At 65.3% G+C, this 18,813-nt stretch carries 16 protein-coding genes and 1 pseudogene; 13 read left to right on the top strand and 4 right to left on the bottom strand.

Going from position 1 to position 18,813, the window contains the following annotated elements; translation table 11 throughout:
* Positions 1-2: 2 nt before the first annotated feature.
* The 4 genes and pseudogenes from QRO95_RS04395 to QRO95_RS04380 form a co-directional block, all read left to right on the top strand.
* Positions 3-428, top strand: a complete 426-nt coding sequence (locus tag QRO95_RS04395) for a hypothetical protein (protein ID WP_071228745.1) — start codon at positions 3-5, stop codon at positions 426-428.
* Between the two features lie 76 nt (positions 429-504).
* Positions 505-1,893 (top strand): DUF1800 family protein, encoded by a 1,389-nt coding sequence (locus QRO95_RS04390; RefSeq protein ID WP_180834214.1) that lies wholly within the window; start codon positions 505-507, stop codon positions 1,891-1,893.
* A 2-nt stretch (positions 1,894-1,895) separates the two neighbouring features.
* Positions 1,896-2,744 carry a DUF1501 domain-containing protein gene (locus tag QRO95_RS04385; protein ID WP_285301748.1) on the top strand — a complete coding sequence of 283 codons (849 nt, stop codon included), beginning with the start codon at positions 1,896-1,898 and terminating at the stop codon, positions 2,742-2,744.
* 12 nt (positions 2,745-2,756) lie between these two features.
* Positions 2,757-3,032, top strand: a pseudogene (locus tag QRO95_RS04380) (DUF1501 domain-containing protein); the annotation flags it as partial.
* Positions 3,033-3,107: 75 nt separating this feature from the next.
* Here QRO95_RS04380 and QRO95_RS04375 read toward each other — a convergent pair.
* Genes QRO95_RS04375 through QRO95_RS04360 form a run of 4 tightly spaced genes read right to left on the bottom strand, consistent with a single transcriptional unit; the run spans position 3,108 to position 11,662 of the window.
* Entirely contained in the window at positions 3,108-4,532 is a 1,425-nt protein-coding gene (locus QRO95_RS04375; protein ID WP_071228744.1) for an efflux transporter outer membrane subunit, read from the bottom strand.
* Positions 4,529-7,597, bottom strand: coding sequence for an efflux RND transporter permease subunit (locus QRO95_RS04370; protein WP_019184021.1), 3,069 nt, complete (start codon positions 7,595-7,597; stop codon positions 4,529-4,531). Before QRO95_RS04370 ends, QRO95_RS04375 begins: the two co-directional genes overlap by 4 nt.
* Positions 7,598-7,600: 3 nt before the next feature.
* Complete coding sequence (locus QRO95_RS04365) at positions 7,601-10,642, bottom strand: efflux RND transporter permease subunit (RefSeq protein WP_180834216.1); 3,042 nt, start codon at positions 10,640-10,642, stop codon at positions 7,601-7,603.
* 9 nt (positions 10,643-10,651) lie between these two features.
* A complete protein-coding gene (locus QRO95_RS04360) occupies positions 10,652-11,662 on the bottom strand; it encodes an efflux RND transporter periplasmic adaptor subunit (protein ID WP_014646134.1) in 1,011 nt (336 codons plus the stop codon).
* A gap of 437 nt (positions 11,663-12,099) precedes the next feature.
* On the opposite strand from QRO95_RS04360, the gene QRO95_RS04355 reads away from it, so the two are divergent.
* The 9 genes from QRO95_RS04355 to QRO95_RS04315 all read left to right on the top strand — a co-directional run bounded on the left by QRO95_RS04355 (position 12,100) and on the right by QRO95_RS04315 (position 18,633).
* Positions 12,100-12,819, top strand: a complete 720-nt coding sequence (locus tag QRO95_RS04355) for a response regulator (protein WP_014646135.1) — start codon at positions 12,100-12,102, stop codon at positions 12,817-12,819.
* On the top strand, positions 12,816-14,123 hold the full coding sequence (locus QRO95_RS04350) for an ATP-binding protein (protein WP_071228739.1): 1,308 nt from the start codon (positions 12,816-12,818) through the stop codon (positions 14,121-14,123). The genes QRO95_RS04355 and QRO95_RS04350 overlap by 4 nt, the downstream gene beginning before the upstream one ends.
* A 149-nt stretch (positions 14,124-14,272) precedes the next feature.
* Positions 14,273-14,560 (top strand): EF-hand domain-containing protein, encoded by a 288-nt coding sequence (locus tag QRO95_RS04345; RefSeq protein WP_034010244.1) that lies wholly within the window; start codon positions 14,273-14,275, stop codon positions 14,558-14,560.
* Between the two features lie 101 nt (positions 14,561-14,661).
* Entirely contained in the window at positions 14,662-15,468 is an 807-nt protein-coding gene (locus QRO95_RS04340) for a MipA/OmpV family protein (protein WP_019184024.1), read from the top strand.
* Between the two features lie 180 nt (positions 15,469-15,648).
* Entirely contained in the window at positions 15,649-16,344 is a 696-nt protein-coding gene (locus QRO95_RS04335) for a hypothetical protein (protein WP_099589019.1), read from the top strand.
* Positions 16,345-16,509: 165 nt separating this feature from the next.
* Positions 16,510-17,013 carry a Slp family lipoprotein gene (locus tag QRO95_RS04330; RefSeq protein WP_019184026.1) on the top strand — a complete coding sequence of 168 codons (504 nt, stop codon included), beginning with the start codon at positions 16,510-16,512 and terminating at the stop codon, positions 17,011-17,013.
* Positions 17,014-17,080: 67 nt separating this feature from the next.
* A complete protein-coding gene (locus QRO95_RS04325) occupies positions 17,081-17,416 on the top strand; it encodes a putative quinol monooxygenase (RefSeq protein ID WP_034010246.1) in 336 nt (111 codons plus the stop codon).
* Positions 17,417-17,425: 9 nt separating this feature from the next.
* Entirely contained in the window at positions 17,426-18,370 is a 945-nt protein-coding gene (locus QRO95_RS04320) for a LysR family transcriptional regulator (RefSeq protein ID WP_014646139.1), read from the top strand.
* Positions 18,367-18,633 (top strand): EexN family lipoprotein, encoded by a 267-nt coding sequence (locus QRO95_RS04315; RefSeq protein WP_014646140.1) that lies wholly within the window; start codon positions 18,367-18,369, stop codon positions 18,631-18,633. Before QRO95_RS04320 ends, QRO95_RS04315 begins: the two co-directional genes overlap by 4 nt.
* Positions 18,634-18,813: the final 180 nt, after the last annotated feature.

The raw sequence follows: 18,813 nt of genomic DNA, 5'->3' as shown, positions 1-18,813 counted from the left end.
CAATGCACACTGTCATTCGCTGGATCGCCCCGATGCTGCTCTCCACACTGGCCGTTACCGGCTGTGCTGCCGCCCAGCACCGGGATTGGGACAACAATCCGCCCGGCCCCGCCGGCGGCCCCGGCACCAACTGGGAAAACCCGCCGGGCTGGCGTGGCGGTCCGGGCGCTTCGCCCAACCAGCGTTTCTACCGGCGCGACGGCGTGCGTTACGAGTTCAAGCTCGTCAGCGGCGGTTATTACTACAGCCCGCGCTGGGGCTATTGGCATCCGCGATACGGCTTGTGGAACCAGGGCCGCCGCTGCTGGATGGATATCGACAACAACCCGCCAGGTCCGGCCGGTGGCCGGGGCACCAACTGGGAAAACCCGCCGGGCTGGCGCGGCGGGCCGGGGGCATCGCCGGATCGGTTCGACCGTTGCCGTTGAACGTGCGTCCCGGACCCGCTTGTCGGACGCCACCTCGAACGATGTCTCATCACATGAGCACTGAAGGTCGTCACGCATGAACCGTCAGCACGCCGTCAGCGCGGCCAATCGCTTTGGCCTGGGCGCCCGGCCCGGCGAGATCGATTCGATCACCGACCCGCAGGAATGGGTCCTGGCGCAGTTGCGCATGCCGGCTTCGGAGCCGGCGTTGGCCGGATTGCCCGACAGCCTGGAATACCTGCGCCAGGACATCGCCCTGCAGCAAGCCCGGCGCGAATCCAGGCAGCGCGGCACGGCCGGGAGCGCGATGCCGCTGGCCAGGCGCCAGCGACAGGCGCAATTGCGCGAACTGCTGCTGCGCCACCAGGTTGCCGTGGCCAGCCCAACCAGCTTCATGGAGCGCATGGTGCGGTTCTGGTCGAACCATTTCGCCGTGTCCGTGGACAAGCGCGTGGCGGCGCCCTATGCCGCGCCGATGGAGCGCGAAGCGATCCGCCCGCACGTGCTGGGGCGATTCGCCGACATGCTGCTGGCGGCGGAAACCCATCCGGCGATGCTGCGATTCCTGGACAACACGCGATCGGCCGGGGCGGACTCGAAACTGGCAGTCCGCGCACATCGGCGGAATCCGGAGCGGGAACTCGGGCTCAACGAGAACCTGGCCCGCGAGATCCTCGAACTGCACACGCTGGGGGTGCAAGGCGGGTATTCGCAGGCGGACGTGACCGAGCTGGCCAAGGCCATCACCGGATGGAGCGTGCCGGCGCCGCAGGACTTCGAGCGCGGCGCGCCGGTGCGTGCCTTCATGTTCCGCGCCAACGCCCATGAAGGCGGATCGCGCGTGGTGATGGGCAAGCGCTACGCCGAGGACGGACTGGCGCAGGGCCAGGCCGTCCTGGCCGATCTTGCGGTCCATCCCGCCACCGCACGGCACGTGTCGTGGAAGATCGCCCGCCACCTGGTCAGCGACGAGCCGCCGCAGGCGCTGGTGGAGGCGATGGCAAGAACCTGGCTCGCTTCCGGCGGCGACCTGGCGCAGGTATATGCCGCGTTGATCCGCCATCCGGCCGCCTGGGGCGAGTCGGCACGCAAGTTCAAGACGCCCGACGACTATCTGCTGTCGGCTGTGCGCGCCGGCGGCGTGCTGGACAGCTCCCGCCCGCAGGCCCTGTACACCTTGCTGGACAGGATGGGACAACCGCCGTTCACCCCGCGCTCGCCCGCCGGCTTCGCCGACGAGGCCGCACAGTGGAACGGTCCGGATGCGCTCTGGAAGCGGATCCAGAGTGCGCAGGCGCTGGCCGAGGCCGTACCGGAGGATCGGCTCGATCCGGAAGGTACCGCCCGCGCCATCTTCGCCGACACGCTGGACGAAGAAACGCGGTCCGCCCTGCGCCGGGCCGAGTCGCCGCGTGACGGCCTCGCCCTCCTGTTCGCCAGCCCCGCCTTCCAGTGGAGGATCTGACCATGACGCTGACCCGACGCATGTTCCTGGGCGCTGCCGGCGCGGTGACCACGTTGACCCTGTGGCCGTGGCAGGGCCAGGCCCGGACAGCGGGCGATACCCGGCTGCTGGTCGTGCTTTTGCGCGGAGGACTGGATGGACTGCATACGCTGATTCCCCGCGACGATCCCCAATACCGCAGCCTGCGCGGCAGCCTGGTTCCCGACGATGCACCGGCGCTGGATGGCAGCTTCGCGCTGCATCCGTCGCTGTCCTTCGCGCACGATCTTTATCGGCGCAAGCAGCTGCTGCCGGTGGTGGCGGTGGCCCCTCCGTATCAGGAGCGTTCGCATTTCGACGCCCAGAACTGCCTGGAGAATGGCACCGGTCGCCCCAGTGGCGCCGGGACCGGCTGGCTCAACCGCTGTGCCGGCGCAATGGCCGATGGCGAGGCATTGGCCATCGGCAGCGTGATGCCGCTGATCATGCGTGGCCCGGGGGACGCCGCGACCTGGTCGCCGCCCCTGCCGGAGGACGTCAATCCGATCCTGTTGCAGCGGCTCGAGCCCCTCTATTCGCATGACGCGGCGCTATCCGCCAGTTTTTCCCGGGCAATGGCCACCCAGGGAACAGTCGCCGGCGTGGGCGGCCGCGCAGCGCGCATGGTGGCCGCCACCACGGCGGCGGGGCGCTTCATGGCCAAGGCCGACGGACCGCGAATCGGGTTCGTGGAGGATTCCGGCTGGGACACCCACGCCAACGAAGCCGCGATCCTGAAGAACAAGCTGTCCGAGCTCGACGTGGGACTGCGGGCCTTCCACGAGGCCGCGCAGCCGGTGTGGGGCCGTCAGGTGTCGGTCGTGGGGAGCTAGTATGGCCGGCACGTCGAAGTCAAAGGGAGCGGGGGTGCCGGCCATGGAACGGGAGGGCTGGCCTTGCTGGCCGGCGGGGCGGTTCGCGGGGGGCATATTGCCGGGCAGTGGCCTGGACTGGCTCCGGGCGATCTCAACGAAGGTCGGGACGTGCGCGTGACGACGGACATGAGGGCCTTGTTCAAGGGCGTGCTTGCCGGGCACCTGCGGCTGGACATGAGAACACTGGACACGGCGGTGTTCCCGGATAGCGGCAAGGTGCGCCCGATGGATGGGTTGCTGGTTTAGCACTCGAACCGTCGAGTCCAGGTCGCCGAAGATGCCGATCGGCGGGCGTTGCTGGAAAATCCCTCGACTACTTTGCTACTCCTGCCAGCCGCCACCAACCGCCTTGAAAAGCGCCACCGCATCCTGGGCCAATGCGCCTTGCGCGCTCAGCGCGGTCTGTTGCGCATCGAGCATGCTCAACGTCTCCACCAGCACGTCGCGCTCGCTCGCCGTGCCCAGCATCTGCTCGCGTTGCTTGCGCTGCCAGACTTCCTGGCGGTCGAAGGTCGCACGCGCCGCGTATGCGGCCTGGCGTTGCTGATAACCATAGTCCGACAGCGCATCCTCGGTTTCCTGTAGTGCGCCCAGCACGCTCTGACGGTACTGGGCAACGGTAGCCTCGTAGCCGGCGCGCGCCTGCGCCGTTTGCGATCGACGCGCACCACCGTCGAACACCGTGCCCAGCAGTTGCGCGCCGAGCGACCAGGTTCGCAGCGGCGCATCGAGCAGATCGTCGACGCTGCCGCCGACATAGCCACCGTTGGCCGACAACCCCAGGCTCGGGAAATACGCGGCCTGCGCGGCTCCCACCTGCGCATTGGCAGCCTTGACCCGTGCCTCGGCCGCCATCACGTCGGGGCGGCGCCGCAGCAGTTCGGCCGGCATCACCGCCGGGGGCGCCGGTGCCTCGAACCCGTATTCGGGCCTGGGAGCCAGCACGAACGATGACGGTGCCTGCCCGGTGAGCGCGGCCAGCGCATGCAGGCACCGGGCGCGCGTGGCCGAGGCCGCTTCCAGTCCCATGATGCTGCTGTCCAGTGCGTTGCGCGTCTCCACCACGTCGTTGGGCGAGGCGGTGCCAAGCTCATTCGCCCGTTCGGTCATCTCCAGCAGTCGGCCGTTGGCATCGACCTGATTCTCCAGTAGCGCCATCTGCACTTCGGTCTGGCGCAACGACAGATAGGTGCTGGCCACGGTCGCGGCGATGCTCAGCCGTTGCGCATGCAGATCCTGCGCCGAGGCCTCGGCCTGCGCACTTTGGGCTTCGGCGCGCCTGCGCACGGCTCCCCACAGGTCCAGCTCCCAGCTCACGGTACCCTGTGCAGTAGCTTGCTGGCGCACCTGTCCCTCGCCCAGCCCCTGCGCAGCCGCCGTGTTCTCGCTGCGGCTTTGCGAAACGCCCATGCCGACCTGCGGCCTCCCGGCCGCACGGACCTCGCCGATTGCCGCCTGAGCCTGGCGCCACGCGGCGTCCGCTGCCGCAATGGACAGGTTGGCCTGTTGCGCGCGCTCTTGCAGCTCATTGAGGTCGGGATCGTGCCAGGCCTGCCACCAGGCCTCGCCGTACCATTCAGTCGGTTCCGGGTCGGCACGCGTCCACACCATGCCGCCCTCCTCGAACCGTTCGGGGACGGGCAGGTCGGGCCGGACATAGTCGTGGCCCACGGTGCAGGCCGCCAGCGCCAGAGGCAGTAGCGCGCTGGCGAGCAGGCGCCTGCGAGATCGGGAAATGCGTGTCATGGTGGGGTCCTGCGGTGGAGGGTGCCGAATCGATCCATGAGCACATAGATCGCCGGTGTCGAATAGAGCGTCAGCACCTGGCTGAGCATCAGCCCGCCGATGATCGCCACGCCCAGTGGTTGCCGGAACTCGGAGCCGTAGCCGGAACCGATGACCAGGGGGACTGCTCCCAGGATTGCCGCAAGCGTGGTCATCATGATGGGGCGGAGCCGCACCAGACTGGCACGCAGGATCGCCTCCTGCGGAGACAGTCCCTCGGCGCGCTCGACCTGCAATGCGAAATCGATCATCAAGATCGCGTTCTTCTTGACGATGCCGATCAGCAGGATCACGCCGATCAGCGCGATGATGCTGAACTCGAAGCCCCCCGCCGCCAGCGCGATCAGCGCACCGATGCCGGCAGAGGGCAAGGTGGAGAGGATGGTCAGCGGATGACGCAGGCTCTCGTAGAGCATGCCCAGCACGATGTATACGGCCAGCAGCGCGGTGACAATCAGCAACGGCATCGTCTTGACCGTGTCGGCGAAGGCCTTGGCATTGCCTGCAGGCGCCGCGGCGATGCCTGGGTCCAGGTGCAGCGCATCGACCGCCTGCCGTATCGCGCGTTGCGCCGGTCCCAGCGAAGCGCCGGGACTGAGGTTGTAGGACAGCGTGACGGCGGGGAATTGGCCTTGGTGGGACTGTGACAGGCTGGTCTTCTGCACGCTCCAGCGCGCTATTGCCGACAGTGGCACCAGCTCGCTGCCGTGACCAGGCGTGACGTAGATCTGGTCCAGCGTCGCGGGGTTGCCAGCCTGCGACGGGTCCAGCCCCATGACCACGTGGTACTGGTTCATTTCCCGGTAGATCGTGGAAACTAGGCGCTGGCCGAAGCTATCGTAGAGCGCCTGATCGATGGCCTGCGCCGATACGCCGAGCCGCGCGGCAGCGGGCCGGTCGATCTCGATCTGCGCCTCGACGCTGCCGTCCATCAGGTCGGAGCTGACGTCGGTGATTAACGAAACCTTGCGCATGGCCTGTTCGACCCGCGCAGCGGCCACATCCAGGGCCGCGCGGTTGTCGGCCGACAAGGTGAACTGATATTGCCCGGCCGACTGCCGCCCGCCGACGCCGATGTCCTGCACGGCCTGCAGCGTCACTTGCACGCCGGCCTCATTGGCGAAGGTCTTGCGCAACTGGTCGATGACCACATCCGCGCTGTCCTGGCGCGGATCGTGCAGCGGCTTGAGCGTGACGTAGAGCGCGCCGGCGTTGGAGGCGCTGCTGCCGGTAGCCCCGAGGACGCCGATCACCTGGTCGACGGACGGATTGCCGCGCAACATGCGTACCACTTCGCTGAAGCGATCGCGCATCTGCCCGAAGGAGATGTTCTGCGGCCCATAGACCTGGCCCAGCAGCAAGCCCGTGTCCTGCTGCGGGAAGAAGCCCTTGGGCATGACCGCGAACACGACCAGTCCCAGGCCGACGACCGCAGCGGTAGCCCAGGCCATCAGCCGCGGGCGCTGCAGCGTCCAGCGCAGTGTGCGTCCATAGAAGCCATCGGGGGAAGCGCCCTGCCCATCGGGGTGCCGCGCGTCGTCCGCCGGACGCAACAGCATGCGGCTCATCATCGGGGTGACGGTGAGCGAGATGACCATCGATACCAGCACCGCGGCCGCAAGCGTGACCGAGAACTCGCGGAAGAGGCGTCCGACCAGGCCAGACATCAGCAGCAGCGGAATGAACACCGCCACCAGCGAGACGCTGATTGAGAACACGGTGAAACCAACCTCGCGCGCGCCGTCCAGCGCCGCCTGCACGCGGCTCTTGCCCATCTGCTGGTGGCGCATGATGTTCTCCACCACCACGATGGCGTCGTCCACAACGAATCCGGCCGCGACGATCAGCGCCATCAGCGAGAGGATGTTCATGCTGTAGCCCAGCGCCCACATCACTGCGAAGGTACCCAGCAGCGACAGCGGCACCGCGACCGCCGGCACCAGGGTGGCGCGCCAGTCGCGGAAGAAGACCGCTGTCACCGCGATCACCAGCAGGATCGACACCACCAGCGTCAGCTCCACCTCGTGCAGCGAGGCGCGGATGGTCTGGGTCCGGTCCAGCATCACGTCCAGCTTCATGGTGGCGGGCACGGCGGCCTGCAATTCCGGCAGCTGCGCGCGGACCCGGTCCACGGTCTCGACCACGTTGGCGCCGGGGCGCTTGCTGATGATCAGTGCCACGCCCGGCCGCCCGTTCATCAAGCCGAAGCTGCGGACGTTCTGCGTCGAATCGGTGACCGAGCCCAGGTCGGACAGCCGGACCACCGCGCCGGCGTTGTCGCGCACCACCAGGTCCCGGTAGGCGGCCGCCTGCAGCAGATCGTCGTTGGCGGCCAGCGCGTACTCGGCGTCGCCGACCTGCACCGATCCCTTGGCGCGACGCGCATTGGCACCGTTCAGCAACTGCCGGATCTGGTCCAGACCGATCCCGTACTGGCTCAGCCGCTGCCCGTCCAGCTCCACACGCACGGCCGGCAGCGCGCCGCCACCGACCTGCACATCGCCCACGCCTTCGGTCTGAAGCAGCTTCTGCTGCAGCAACGTGGATGCTGCGTCGTACAGCGCGGCACTGTCATCGGTCTGCGAGGTCAGCGCCAGCGCCATGATTGGCGCTTCGGCGGGGTTGACCTTGCGATAGGTCGGCACGCCGTCCATGTCGCTGGGCAGGCGGCTCATCGCGGCGTTGATGGCGGCCTGCACGTCGCGTGCGGCGCCGTCCACGTCGCGGGCCAGGTCGAACTGGATCACGATGCGCACCGAGCCGCTATAGCTGACCGACGTCATGTCGGTGATCCCGGCGATGGCGCTGAACTGGCGCTCCAGTGGCGTGGCCAACGAACTGGCGACGGTATCCGGATCGGCACCGGGAAGGTTGGCGGTAACGGCGATGGTGGGGAATTCCACCTGCGGCAGCGAAGCCACCGGCAGCATGCGAAAGGCCAGCAGGCCCAGCAGCATGATGCCGACGGCGATCAGAGTGGTGGCCACCGGCCGACGCACGAACGGACCGGACAGATCGATCGCCATGGCTTAGATCCGCTTGGCCAGGGCCTGCTCGGCCGGACGCAGCAACAGGTAGATCACCGGCGTGGAGAACAGTGTCAGCAACTGGCTCACGATCAGCCCACCGATGATGGCCAGGCCCAGCGGGTGGCGCAGCTCCGCGCCCATGCCGCTGCCGAACGCCAGCGGAACGGCGCCCAGCAATGCGGCCAGCGTGGTCATCAGGATCGGCCGGAAGCGCTGCTCGCAGGCGCGCTTGATCGCCTCGGTACCGTCCAGGCTGTGGTCACGCTCCAGCTCCAGCGCGAAATCGATCATCATGATCGCGTTCTTCATGACCATGCCGACCAGCAGCACCACGCCGATGGTTCCGATCACGTCGAACTGGCTGCCGCTCAACATCAGCGCCGCCAGCGCACCCAACACTGCCGAGGGCAAGGTGGACAGGATCGTCAACGGGTGGATGAAGCTCTCATAGAGCATGCCCAGCACCAGATACACCACCAGCACCGCCGCCAGCATCAGAATGGCTTGGCCGGACATGGCGCCGCCCAGGCTGCCGGCCGCGCCTTCCAGATGCAGCGTGACCGCAGCCGGCAGGCCGATGTCCTTGGCAATGGAGTCCAGCCGCTTCACCGCGTCGCCGAGGGTGACGCCATCGGCCAGATCGAAACCGATATCGGCGTAAGGGAACTGCCCCTGACGCTCGAATGATACCGGCGCGTCCCCCGCGTCGATCGTGGCCAGCGCGGCCAGCAAGACAGGGGTGCCATTGGTGCCGGGTACGTGGATGCGCTGCAGCACGTCCCGTATGTCCTGCAGGCCGCCCTTGGCGGCCAGTACGACGTGGTACTGGCTCAGGTCGGTATAGATGGTCGAGACCTGATTCTGACCAAACGCTGCGTACAGTGTGTCATCGATACTGCGCATGTTCACGCCCAGGCGCGAAGCCGCGACCCGATCCACGTCCAAACGTGCCTGCAGGCCCCGGCGGGCTGCCTGGCTGTCCACCGCAGAGAACGCTGGATCGGCTCGCATGGCGGCCATCAGCTTCGACGTCCACTCGGCCAGCAGGCCACGATCGGTGGACTCTAGGCCTGCCGCATAGGGCATGGACGAGGACTGGGTATCGAGTGTCAGGTCTTGGACCGGGCGCAGGTGCAGCACCATACCGGCGCGCTGCGCCTTGTCGGCGAGGCGTTTGATGACTGTGGCGCTGGTGTCCTTTCCCGCCTTCAGGCGCACGAGCATTGGCACGGTCCCGAGCGCGGTGTTGGTCTGGCTCACGCCGGCGCTGATGGAGACGTTCTCCACGGCCGAATCGGCAGCCACCAGCCGCGCTGCGGCCTGCTCGCGCTCTTGGATGCGCGAGAACGCACTGTGCGCATCGACTTGCAGCGCGCCCTGCAGCATGCCGGTGTCCTGCACCGGGAACAGGCCCTTCGGCAGCGCCCACAACAGCGCCAGGGTCAGCACCGTCGCGCCGGCCACGGCAAGCATGACCGCCGCACGGCGCTGCATCAGGCGATCCAGCAATCGTGCATAGCCACGCTCCAGGCGCACGAAGAACCCTGCCTCGTCGTGCTCGGCCTCCGGCTTGAGCACGCGCGCGCACAGCATCGGTACCAGCGTCAGGGTCACGCCTGCCGACACCACGATGGCCACCGAGAGGGTCACTGCAAACTCGCGGAACAGGCGGCCAACCACGTCGCCCATGAACAACAGCGGGATCATTACCGCGATCAAGGCTGCCGACAGCGATACGATGGTGAAGCCGACCTGTCCGGCACCTTCCAAAGCGGCCTGCATGCGCGACTTGCCCATCGCCATGTGCCGGCTGATGTTTTCGATCATCACGATGGCATCGTCGACCAGGAAGCCAGTGGCCACGGTCAACGCCATCAGGGTCAGATTGTTGAGGCTGAACCCCAGCCCATAGATGATCGCCACCGTGCCAAGCAGGGACAATGGGACGGTGATGCCCGGGATGATCGTCGCTGGCCAGTTGCGCAGGAATACCCAGATCACCGCTACCACCAGCACGATCGCAATCAGCAGTTCGACCTGCACGTCGTGAACCGATGCGCGGATCGTCTCGGTTCGGTCGCTCAGTATCTGCAGACGGACCGAGCTGGGCAGGGCGGCCGACAGGCTCGGCAGCGCGGCGCGAATGCCGTCGACGGTCCTGATCACGTTGGCACCGGGTTGGCGCTGGATGCTGATCAGGATCGCCGGCGTGTCGTTCGCGTAGGCCGCCTGTCGCGTGTCTTCCGCTCCGGTGGCGATCTGCGCCACTTCGCGCAGATACAGCGGCGCACCATCGTGCCAGGCCAGCACCAACGATGCATATTCTTCCGGTCCGACCAACTGGTCGTTGGCGCCGATCGCGTAGGCGACCGTCGGACCGTCTATGGTGCCCTTGGGAAGGTTGACGTTGGCGGCGGTCAGGGCCGCCTCGACGTCTGCCAGCGTCAGCCCGTGGCTGGCGAGCTGGCGTGTATCGACCGTAACGCGGACTGCGGGACGGTGGCCGCCGCTGACCGTTACCAGCCCGACACCGGACATCTGCGAGATCTTCTGCGAGATGCGCGTCTCGGCCAACGCCTGCACCTGCGTCAGCGGCAGCACGTCGGACGTCATGGCGAGCGTCAGCACCGCCGTGTCGGCTGGGTTGACCTTGCTGTAGACCGGGGGATAAGGCAGGTCGTCGGGCAGGCGTGCCCGCGCCGCGTTGATCGCGGCCTGCACTTCCTGCTCCACTTCCTCCAGCGAGGTGGACAGGCCGAATTGCAACGTAATGACCGAGGCACCATTGGCACTGCTCGACCGCATACGCTCCAGTCCCGCGATCTGTCCCAGCTGGCGCTCGAGCGGTGCGGTAAGGGTGTTCGCGGTTACGTCGGGTCCAGCGCCGGGATACTCGGTGTAGACCTGCAGGGTGGGATAGTCGACTTCTGGCAGTGCCGAGATCGGCAAGCTGCGATAGCCGATAAGACCGGCAAGCAGTACGCCGACCATCAGCAGTGCGGTGGCCACCGGCCGGCGGATGAAGGTGCTGGAGAGATTCATGGCGTAGGTTCAACGCCCGGCTTGCGCCGGCGCGACCACGCGCACCGCAACACCGTCCTCCAGCGCGTCGATGCCGTCGACTGCGATCTGCATGCCGGGCTTGAGCGCGTCGGCGACCACCACGCTTTGGCTGTCCAGGGTCGGCCCCATCGTTACGTTCTGCAGATGCGCCTTGTCGTCTTTGATCATGAAGACATAGGCACCCTGGTTGCCGTACCGGATCGCCGAAAGCGGCACGACCATGGCGTTTTCCAGTGTCTGCAGATGGACCCGCGCGCTGACGAATTGGTTGGGAAACAATCGGTGCGCGGCATCGTTGAACTGGGCGCGCAACATCACCGTTCCTGTTGCGGCGTCCACGCGGTTGTCGATGGCCTCCAGGCTGCCCTCGGCAAGCACGTCGCCGCCGTCCCGGCCCAACGCATCAACCCGTACAGGACCTTGTCGCCGTGCGTTGAGTACACGGGACATCTGGTCGATCGATAGCGCGAACTTCACCGTCGTCGGCGATACGCTCGTCAGCGTGGCAACGCCGTTGGCATCACCGGATTGCACAAGATTGCCAAGATCCACCGCCCGCAGGCCCACCACACCGTCGATGGGCGCGGTGATCCGGGTATAGCTCAGCTGTACGCGCAGGTTGTCCACCGAGCCCGAGTCCGCCTTGACTATGCCCTCGGCCTGCTGGACCGCAGTCTCTTGCGTGTCGAGCTGCTGGCGCGAGGCGGAGCCAATGTCGACCAGCGCCCGCGTGCGATCCAGGTCGCGGCGCGCGTTGGCGAGTTGTGCGCGATCTCGCAGCAGCGCGCCTTCCGCCGTCTGCAACTGCGCCCGCAACGCACGATCATCGATCGTAGCCAGCAGATCGCCGCGGGCGACCACTTGTCCTTCCCTGAAGTTGATCGAGGCCAACGTGCCTTGTACTTGGGCACGCACGATGACCGTGGTCGATGGCGTGACGGTACCGACCGCGTTCAGAAATACAGGCACGTCGCGTACGGCGATCGCTGTGGTCCGCACGACCCGCGATACATTCTCGTCGCCTTGGCCTGCTTGACGATGTCTAACTAGTAAGCTGGCTACGAGAACGATCACAACGAGCAAAAGGGTAAGCAGCGCCACAGGGCGCCAACGTCGGACTTTCACTGGAATAGGCCACACGGAAGCAAGGAAGGGAGAGAAGGAAGGGCCGAGCCCCGATCGGCATGGATCGATGCGGGGCCGTTACGAACCTTCCTCGTCGGGGCGGCATGGTACGAACGCCGCCTGCCCAATCGGCTTCAAACTGCGCACATGTTGTTACATTCGGTTACAGCCTTGGTCGACCGTCATGGACAAGTGGCTGAAACAAAAGGGCTATTTCCGAGATTCATCATGCCCTGACGGTGCGGTTGCGGTTGCAAGGCAACGCCTCTTGCGCGAAGAATTTGTCTAACCCTTCGTGAATGGCAGACTCCGTGGAAGATGCACCGCACCGAATACTGGTCGTCGACGATGACCTGGAATTGCGCGACATGCTGCGCCGCTATCTGGGCGAGCATCGCTTCGACGTACAGATTCTGGCTTCCGCCGACCGACTCGACGAACGACTACGGCGTGAACCCTTCGACGTACTGATCCTGGACCTGATGATGCCTGGCGAGGACGGCTTGTCGATTTGCCGTCGCCTGCGCGCGGAGGGAAGCACCGTTCCCATCCTGATGCTGACCGCACGCGGGGCGGCGGTGGACAGGATCCTGGGCCTTGAAATGGGCGCTGACGACTATCTGGCGAAACCTTTCGACCCGCGCGAGCTGATTGCACGGCTGCATTCGATCCTGCGCCGGCAGTCCATGGTGAACTGCGATGGCCGCTGGGCCGGTGGCAACGTCATCCACTTCGGGCCCTTCATTCTCAATCTGACTCGGATGGAGGTGACACGCCATGGTGAGGTACTGGCGCTCTCCAGTTCGGAATTTCAGCTCTTGCGCATTATGGCGACCAATGCCGGGCGCCCCTTGAGCCGCGAGCATCTGCTGGAGAAGCTGAAGGGGCGCGAGTACGACTCGCTCGATCGCAGCCTGGATGTGCAGGTCCTGCGTCTACGACGCAAGATCGAGGACGACCCGTCATCACCACGCTACATCCGCACGGTATGGGGCGTAGGCTACATGTTCGTTGCCCAGGCCTCCGAATGAAACTGCCCTGGCCCAGGTCGCTACTGGCGCGTAATTTTCTGCTGCTGATGGTTCTGGCGCTGGCGCTGGAGTTCTCGGTGTTCGCGACCTTCTACCAACTCCTGCAGAAGCCCCGCAGCGAAGGGCTGGCGACGCTTGTCGCCTCGCAGATCAACACCCAACGCGTCATCCTCGCGGCACTGCCTCCTGGCGAGCGCGACGATGTGATCCGGCGGATCAACGCCGAAGGCGCCATGAAGATCAGCCCCGCCATTGAGGGGAATGCTTCTCACGGGGAGGAGAGCGGCGGCATTTGGCTGACCGATTTTGCCCGGCGCCTGGAGAGACAACTGCCGCCAGGCAGCCGGCCGGCGATCACGCACCTGGGCGCTGCCCATGTACGGATGCAGGTGGGTGATCAGGCCTACTGGCTATCGTTACCGCTTCATGTGCAGCTGCGCGACCGGGCCATGACCGTCGCCGTGGCCACTTCGGGGCTGATCGTCGGCCTGATGTTGCTGGCTGCCTGGCTCATCCAGCGAAGAATCAATCGCCCGCTACGGCAGCTGCAACGCGCAACCCATGCCCTGGGTAGCGGCCGGGCGCCCGGTAGACTGCCCGAAGACGGACCCAGCGAACTGGCAGCGGTCACGAGGCAGTTCAATCGCATGGCCGAGAACCTGGAACGCAACGAAGGCATGCGTACGCTGATGTTGGCCGGCATCTCGCACGACATCCGAACGCCGTTGACCAAGCTGCGCCTGTTGCTGGCCATGGACCAGCTGGACGAGCACACCGCCAGCGGCTACATCCAGCAGATCGATGCAATCCTCGGCCAGTTCCTGGACTTCGGCCGAACCGAGGGTGACGAGGCACCGTCCATACTCGACGTCAACATCCTCGTACAGCAGCTTGCCGCGGAATTCGGCGAGCGTGGGGACACTTTCGCTCTGAATCTGGACCCTGTCCTTCCTACGATGTGCTTGCGGCCGCTGGCATTGCAACGTGCCATCGCCAACCTGATGGAAAATGCCGTGCGCTACGGCAAGACAGGGCTGGCCGTAGACACGCAGGTCGGCGATGGATGTGTGAGCATCCGTGTTCGTGACGCTGGCCCCGGCATTCCGCCGGACCAGGTGGAGTACCTGACGCGGCCATTCACGCGTGCCGACGATGCACGCTCGAACAACGGAGGCACGGGTCTGGGTCTGGCGATCGTGGACCGCCTGGCAAGGATTCATGGCGGGGATCTGCGCCTGGAAAGTCCGCCTGAAGGCGGCCTGCATGCGACCATCGTGCTGCCCGTTCAGGCATCGCCGAACTGAAGGTCATCTGTACGCGCCAAACCTCTGTAAGGAAATGAAACATCTGCCTTACCGAGCGCAACACCTCTCGCAGCAGCACTTCCTAGCATGGATTCATCAGGCCGGATCTACTCCGCCTGATTCCATCAACCCAATAGGAGTACTGCCAAATGCGATCCCTCATTCTGACTTCCTTGCTGGTGCTGCCTGGATTGGCCCTGGCCGCGCCGCAGTTCGGCGGCGCTGATCGTGCCAAGGCCGCCGAGCAGCTGGAAGCGCGGTTCAAGCAGGCCGACACCGATCAGGACGGCAAGCTGACCCAAGCCGAGGCCGAGAGGGGCATGCCTCGGATCGCCAAGAACTTCTCCAAGATCGACGCCGCCGGAAACGGTTACGTGACCCTGGATCAGCTCCGCGCATTCGCCCAGCAAGCGGCCGCGGCCGGCAGGGGCAACTAAGCCTCGCATAGCCAGTTTCCTCCCCGTTCACCGGCACACCCATCTCCCGGTCTCTCCCGGGCCGGTGAACGGGGCTCTCTTCCTTCGCGAGGAATCGCCCGATGCCAAAGCAGTTCACGGGTGCGGTGCTTGCGCTCGCATCTCTCTTCCTTTCAGCCAAGCCGATCAACGCGCGTGCGCAAGATGCATGGTCGTCGGACGACGATCACAAGATGCATGGTCTGATCGGCCTGGGCGCGGCGTCAATCCCGGATGCGCCGGGAAGCGATGACCAGCGAACCATTCCTCTTCCTGTCCTGAGCCTGCGCTTCTCGGGAAGTGCGTTCTACGTGGGAAACCCGTTTGGCGGATCGCCACTTCAAGCCGGCGCAGCATGGAAAACCGATGGCGGCTGGCGTTTCGGCGCAGGATTTTCCACCCAAGCCAACGAGCCTCGCGAAGCCGACAATCGCCAGCGAGAAGCGGGTGTGGAAGACATCGAGCGAGGCAGCGCCGCATTGGTGTTCGCGCAATGGAACTATGAGCAGGTATCGGCCACGCTGACCGGAGCCAAGGCGCTGGGCGACAGCGAACAAGGAATGATCGCGACGCTCCGTCTGGAGCGCGTTATTACCCTGAATCCCAGGCTGCGTATCACCTTCGGACCGTCGGCGACCTGGGCAGATGACGAAAACATGCGGACCTACTTCGGTGTCCCGCTTGGCAGTACCGAACTCGCGCAATACGAGCCTTCCGGTGGCCTTCAGGAAATCGCGATGCAGGCGGGGATCAGTTACGCGGTATCTCCCAAATGGATCCTCGGCGCGGGCCTGCGGATCGCGAGGCTGCAGTCCGAAGCGCGCGCCAGTCCGCTGGTCGAGGACGAGACCCAGCGCAGCATGTCTGCATTCCTGGCACGTCGATTCTGACGGTAGATCGGAGCAAGACCGGCCACTCCTACTTACGCCGGCGCGTGGGAAGTGTATGCGGATGTTGACGCATGGTCGGTGAGCATCCTTGGCAGAGCGTGCGATTCCCACCGCCGGCACCTTCAAGCGCGGCGTCCCCGCGCCGCCATTTCCCCTATCCCATAGCACAGGAGTCCCACCATGTATTTACTGAAAATCATTTCGAAACTGGCCGTCCTGGCCGCCGTCGCCATCCCCTTCGCGGACATCAGCAGCGCGCACGCTGCGGTTGTCGTAGTCCCGCCGCCCGCGCCGCCGGCAGCGACCGTCGTAGTACGGAAACCGGCGCCAGTCGTAGTCGCGGTGCCAGCACCGCCCGCCACAGCCGTCGTTGTGAGGAAACCCGCGCCGGTCATCGTCTCGACGCCAACACACCCCTCGGCCGTCTATGCTCGTACCCGTAACTTCAGCGCCGACGGAAACGGCAATCGCAGCGCCAGTCGCTCCGGCAGCGCCGGCACCATCTATGGCGGGAGCGCCCATTATCAGGCCAATGCCTATCGCAATGCCGATGGCAGCGCCGGGAGGAGCGCGACCGCCTCCGTCCAAGGGGCGAATGGCGGGCGTGCGAGCCGCACGGCCAACGGTTACCGGGATGGCGCAGGCAATGCCGGCTACAACTACAACGCCTCGGTCGAAGGTGCCAATGGGGGCAGTGCTAGTCGCAGCAGCAACTTCGCCAAGACCGACGATGGAAGCTATTCCGGCAGCCGCAGCACTGAGATGACTGGTCGCAATGGCAACAGCTACTCCGGTTCGACCGAAGTCAGCAACGGCACGCTCACCCACACCGGCAGCTGCACCAACGCCTCGGGTGAGGTGGTGTCCTGCCGCTGATGCTTGTCTGGGTGCCGCTGCGGGGCGGATTCTCCTCCCTCTGGCCGCCTCCGTAGCGGCGCCCACCTTACCGCCCTTGGGAAGAAATTGCGCGAGTTTCGGGTCCTATTGGCCCCATCACGGCCGTCCCTGCAATTCTCGTCCTTTGCTCCATCGGAGAGCTTCATGGAAATTCGTATCCTGCTTTCCCTTGCTGCCTGCATCGCCCTTACCGCCTGTGCCACCGCGCCCAAGCCGCTGCAAGGCACATTCACCCAAGTTAGCCCGCACGATGTGGCGGCCGGCGCGCAGGCCGTTGCGCAAGTGCGCTGGGGTGGCAGCATCGTCGAAACCAAGCCAGGACCGGACTCGACCTGCGTGCAACTGATCTCTCGACCTCTCGACAGCCATGCTCGCCCGAACCGCAGCACACCGGATGCGGCAGGCGGACGCTTCGTCGCCTGTCACGCGGACTTCTACGATCCAGTCGTGTTCGCCCCGGGACGCGAGGTCACCGTCGTGGGCACGATCGAAGGTACTACCACGACCAAGATCGGCGAGTACGACTACACATTGCCCAGAGTCAATGCCAGCGTGATTTATCTGTGGCCCGAAACGAAGGAAGCGCGCGTGGTCTATCCATATCCCTACTACGGTCCTGTCTGGGGTTACCGCGGTTGGTGGTGGTAGACGGTAAGGGAAAGCGCCAAGACATCAAAATGGCCTTTGATTCCATCAACTGTCGAAGGTGGCAAGCATGTATGCCTACGAGACGATGCCGCTGAATTCCAATGAGGATGACATGCCGGTTGTTGAATTGATCATCGCATTGAAGGCATCGAGTGATCGCATAGAGGAAATGCGTGACGTGCTGCAGGCATTACGCGAGGCCGCCATTCAAGATCCAGGATGTCTGGACTATCGCATTGCCCGAGGAAGCCTATCGGAAAACCGATTTTTCCTGCTGGAGCGTTGGGTCGATGCCGAGGCACTGTTCCGACACGAGCATACGCCGTACTTCTTGGATGGAGTGGCGCGCGTGCGAGCATGCTGTGAATCCGTGGATTTTCAGCCAATTACCTGGTTGGAATGAGCGAACGTTATGGAGCTTCGCCATCTTCGTTGCTTCCTGGCTGTCGCCGAAGAATTGCACTTCGCCCGTGCAGCTGAGCGCCTGCACATCGAGCAGTCGCCATTGTCACGCGCCATCAAGGAGCTGGAGGAAGAACTGGGCGTGGCGCTGTTCGCCCGCACCACGCGCAGCACGCGACTGACCCGTGCGGGCAAACTGTTCCTGGATCACGTGCCGCGCGTGTTCACTGCTTTGCAGCAGGCGCGCGACAGTGCGAAGGCCGCGGCCAATGGCTTCCACGGCCAGTTGCGCATCGCCCTGTCCGACGGCATTACGCCGTCGCGTCTGCCGGCCTTGCTGGCGCTGTGCAGGCAGGAAGAACCCGAAGTCGAAATCCGCCTGACCGAGGTGCCGCTGTCGCAGCAGATCAAGGGCCTGCACGACGACCTGTACGACGTGGGGTTCGCTCGCGCCGACGAAGCAGGTGACGGCATCGTAGCGATGCCTGTCTGGAACGATCCGCTGATGGTGGCCGTGCCGGCCCGGCACGACCTGCTCAGGTACAAGCGGATTCCGTTGGAAGAAGTGCTGCGCTTCCCACTGGTGCTCTGCGACCCGGTGGCGTGCGAAGGCCACGCGCGACAAGTGGATCGCCTGCTGCGCCGCGTGGACATGGAACCGCTGGTGGCCGAGCGGGTGGCGTCCTGCGACCTGATGATGGCCTTGGTATCGGCCGGGTTCGCCCTAGGGCTGACGGGCGCAGCGCACATCACGGCCAGCCGCGAACAAGGCGTGGTCGCACGGGCGCTGGCGGGATGTTCGCCCGTGCTCACCACCTATCTGCTGCGCCTGGATGCCGAACCATCGGAGACGCTGGCTCGCTTCATCGAGCGCGTGCAGGCCATCGACTCGCCCGAGGCCGCCAGGCCGACGCCAGGCGATGAACCCGATGTCCCGGAGGAATCCGAACCATGAAGAAGACCATTCCGTTCCTGCTGGCTGCTGCGGTGCTGACGGCCTGCGGCCCCACTGACACGCCAGAGAAGACGGACGCGCCCAGCGTTGAAGAACTGGCATCCGATCCCGTGCGGCTGAAGGAACTGCGCCAGCAATGCAAGACGGATCGCCCCAAGCTGGGCGACGTGCTGTGCAATCGAGTCGCCGAAGCCACGCGCAAGCGGTTCTATGGCGACGGCAATACGCCCTACACGCCGCCGGAGAGTCCGCCGAAGTTCTGACCGTGGGCGCTCCGCCACGAAAACTTCGTTTTCTCGCTCGACACGCCGCAACGCGCCTTCGCTTGCGGCGTTTTTCTTTGGTTCGATGCAGCCCCAATTCTTTCCAATTACTCGATCTTTCTCCCGATAACGGTCTTTGACCGGCACCGACCCGGCACTGATCCTCACTTCATGCGGCAC

The sequence above is a fragment of the Stenotrophomonas maltophilia group sp. Smal13 genome (genome assembly GCF_030236855.1).
Taxonomy (GTDB): domain Bacteria; phylum Pseudomonadota; class Gammaproteobacteria; order Xanthomonadales; family Xanthomonadaceae; genus Stenotrophomonas; species Stenotrophomonas maltophilia_A.
Note: the sequence above shows the minus strand (reverse complement) of the source record. Positions and strands in the feature narration are given on the sequence as shown.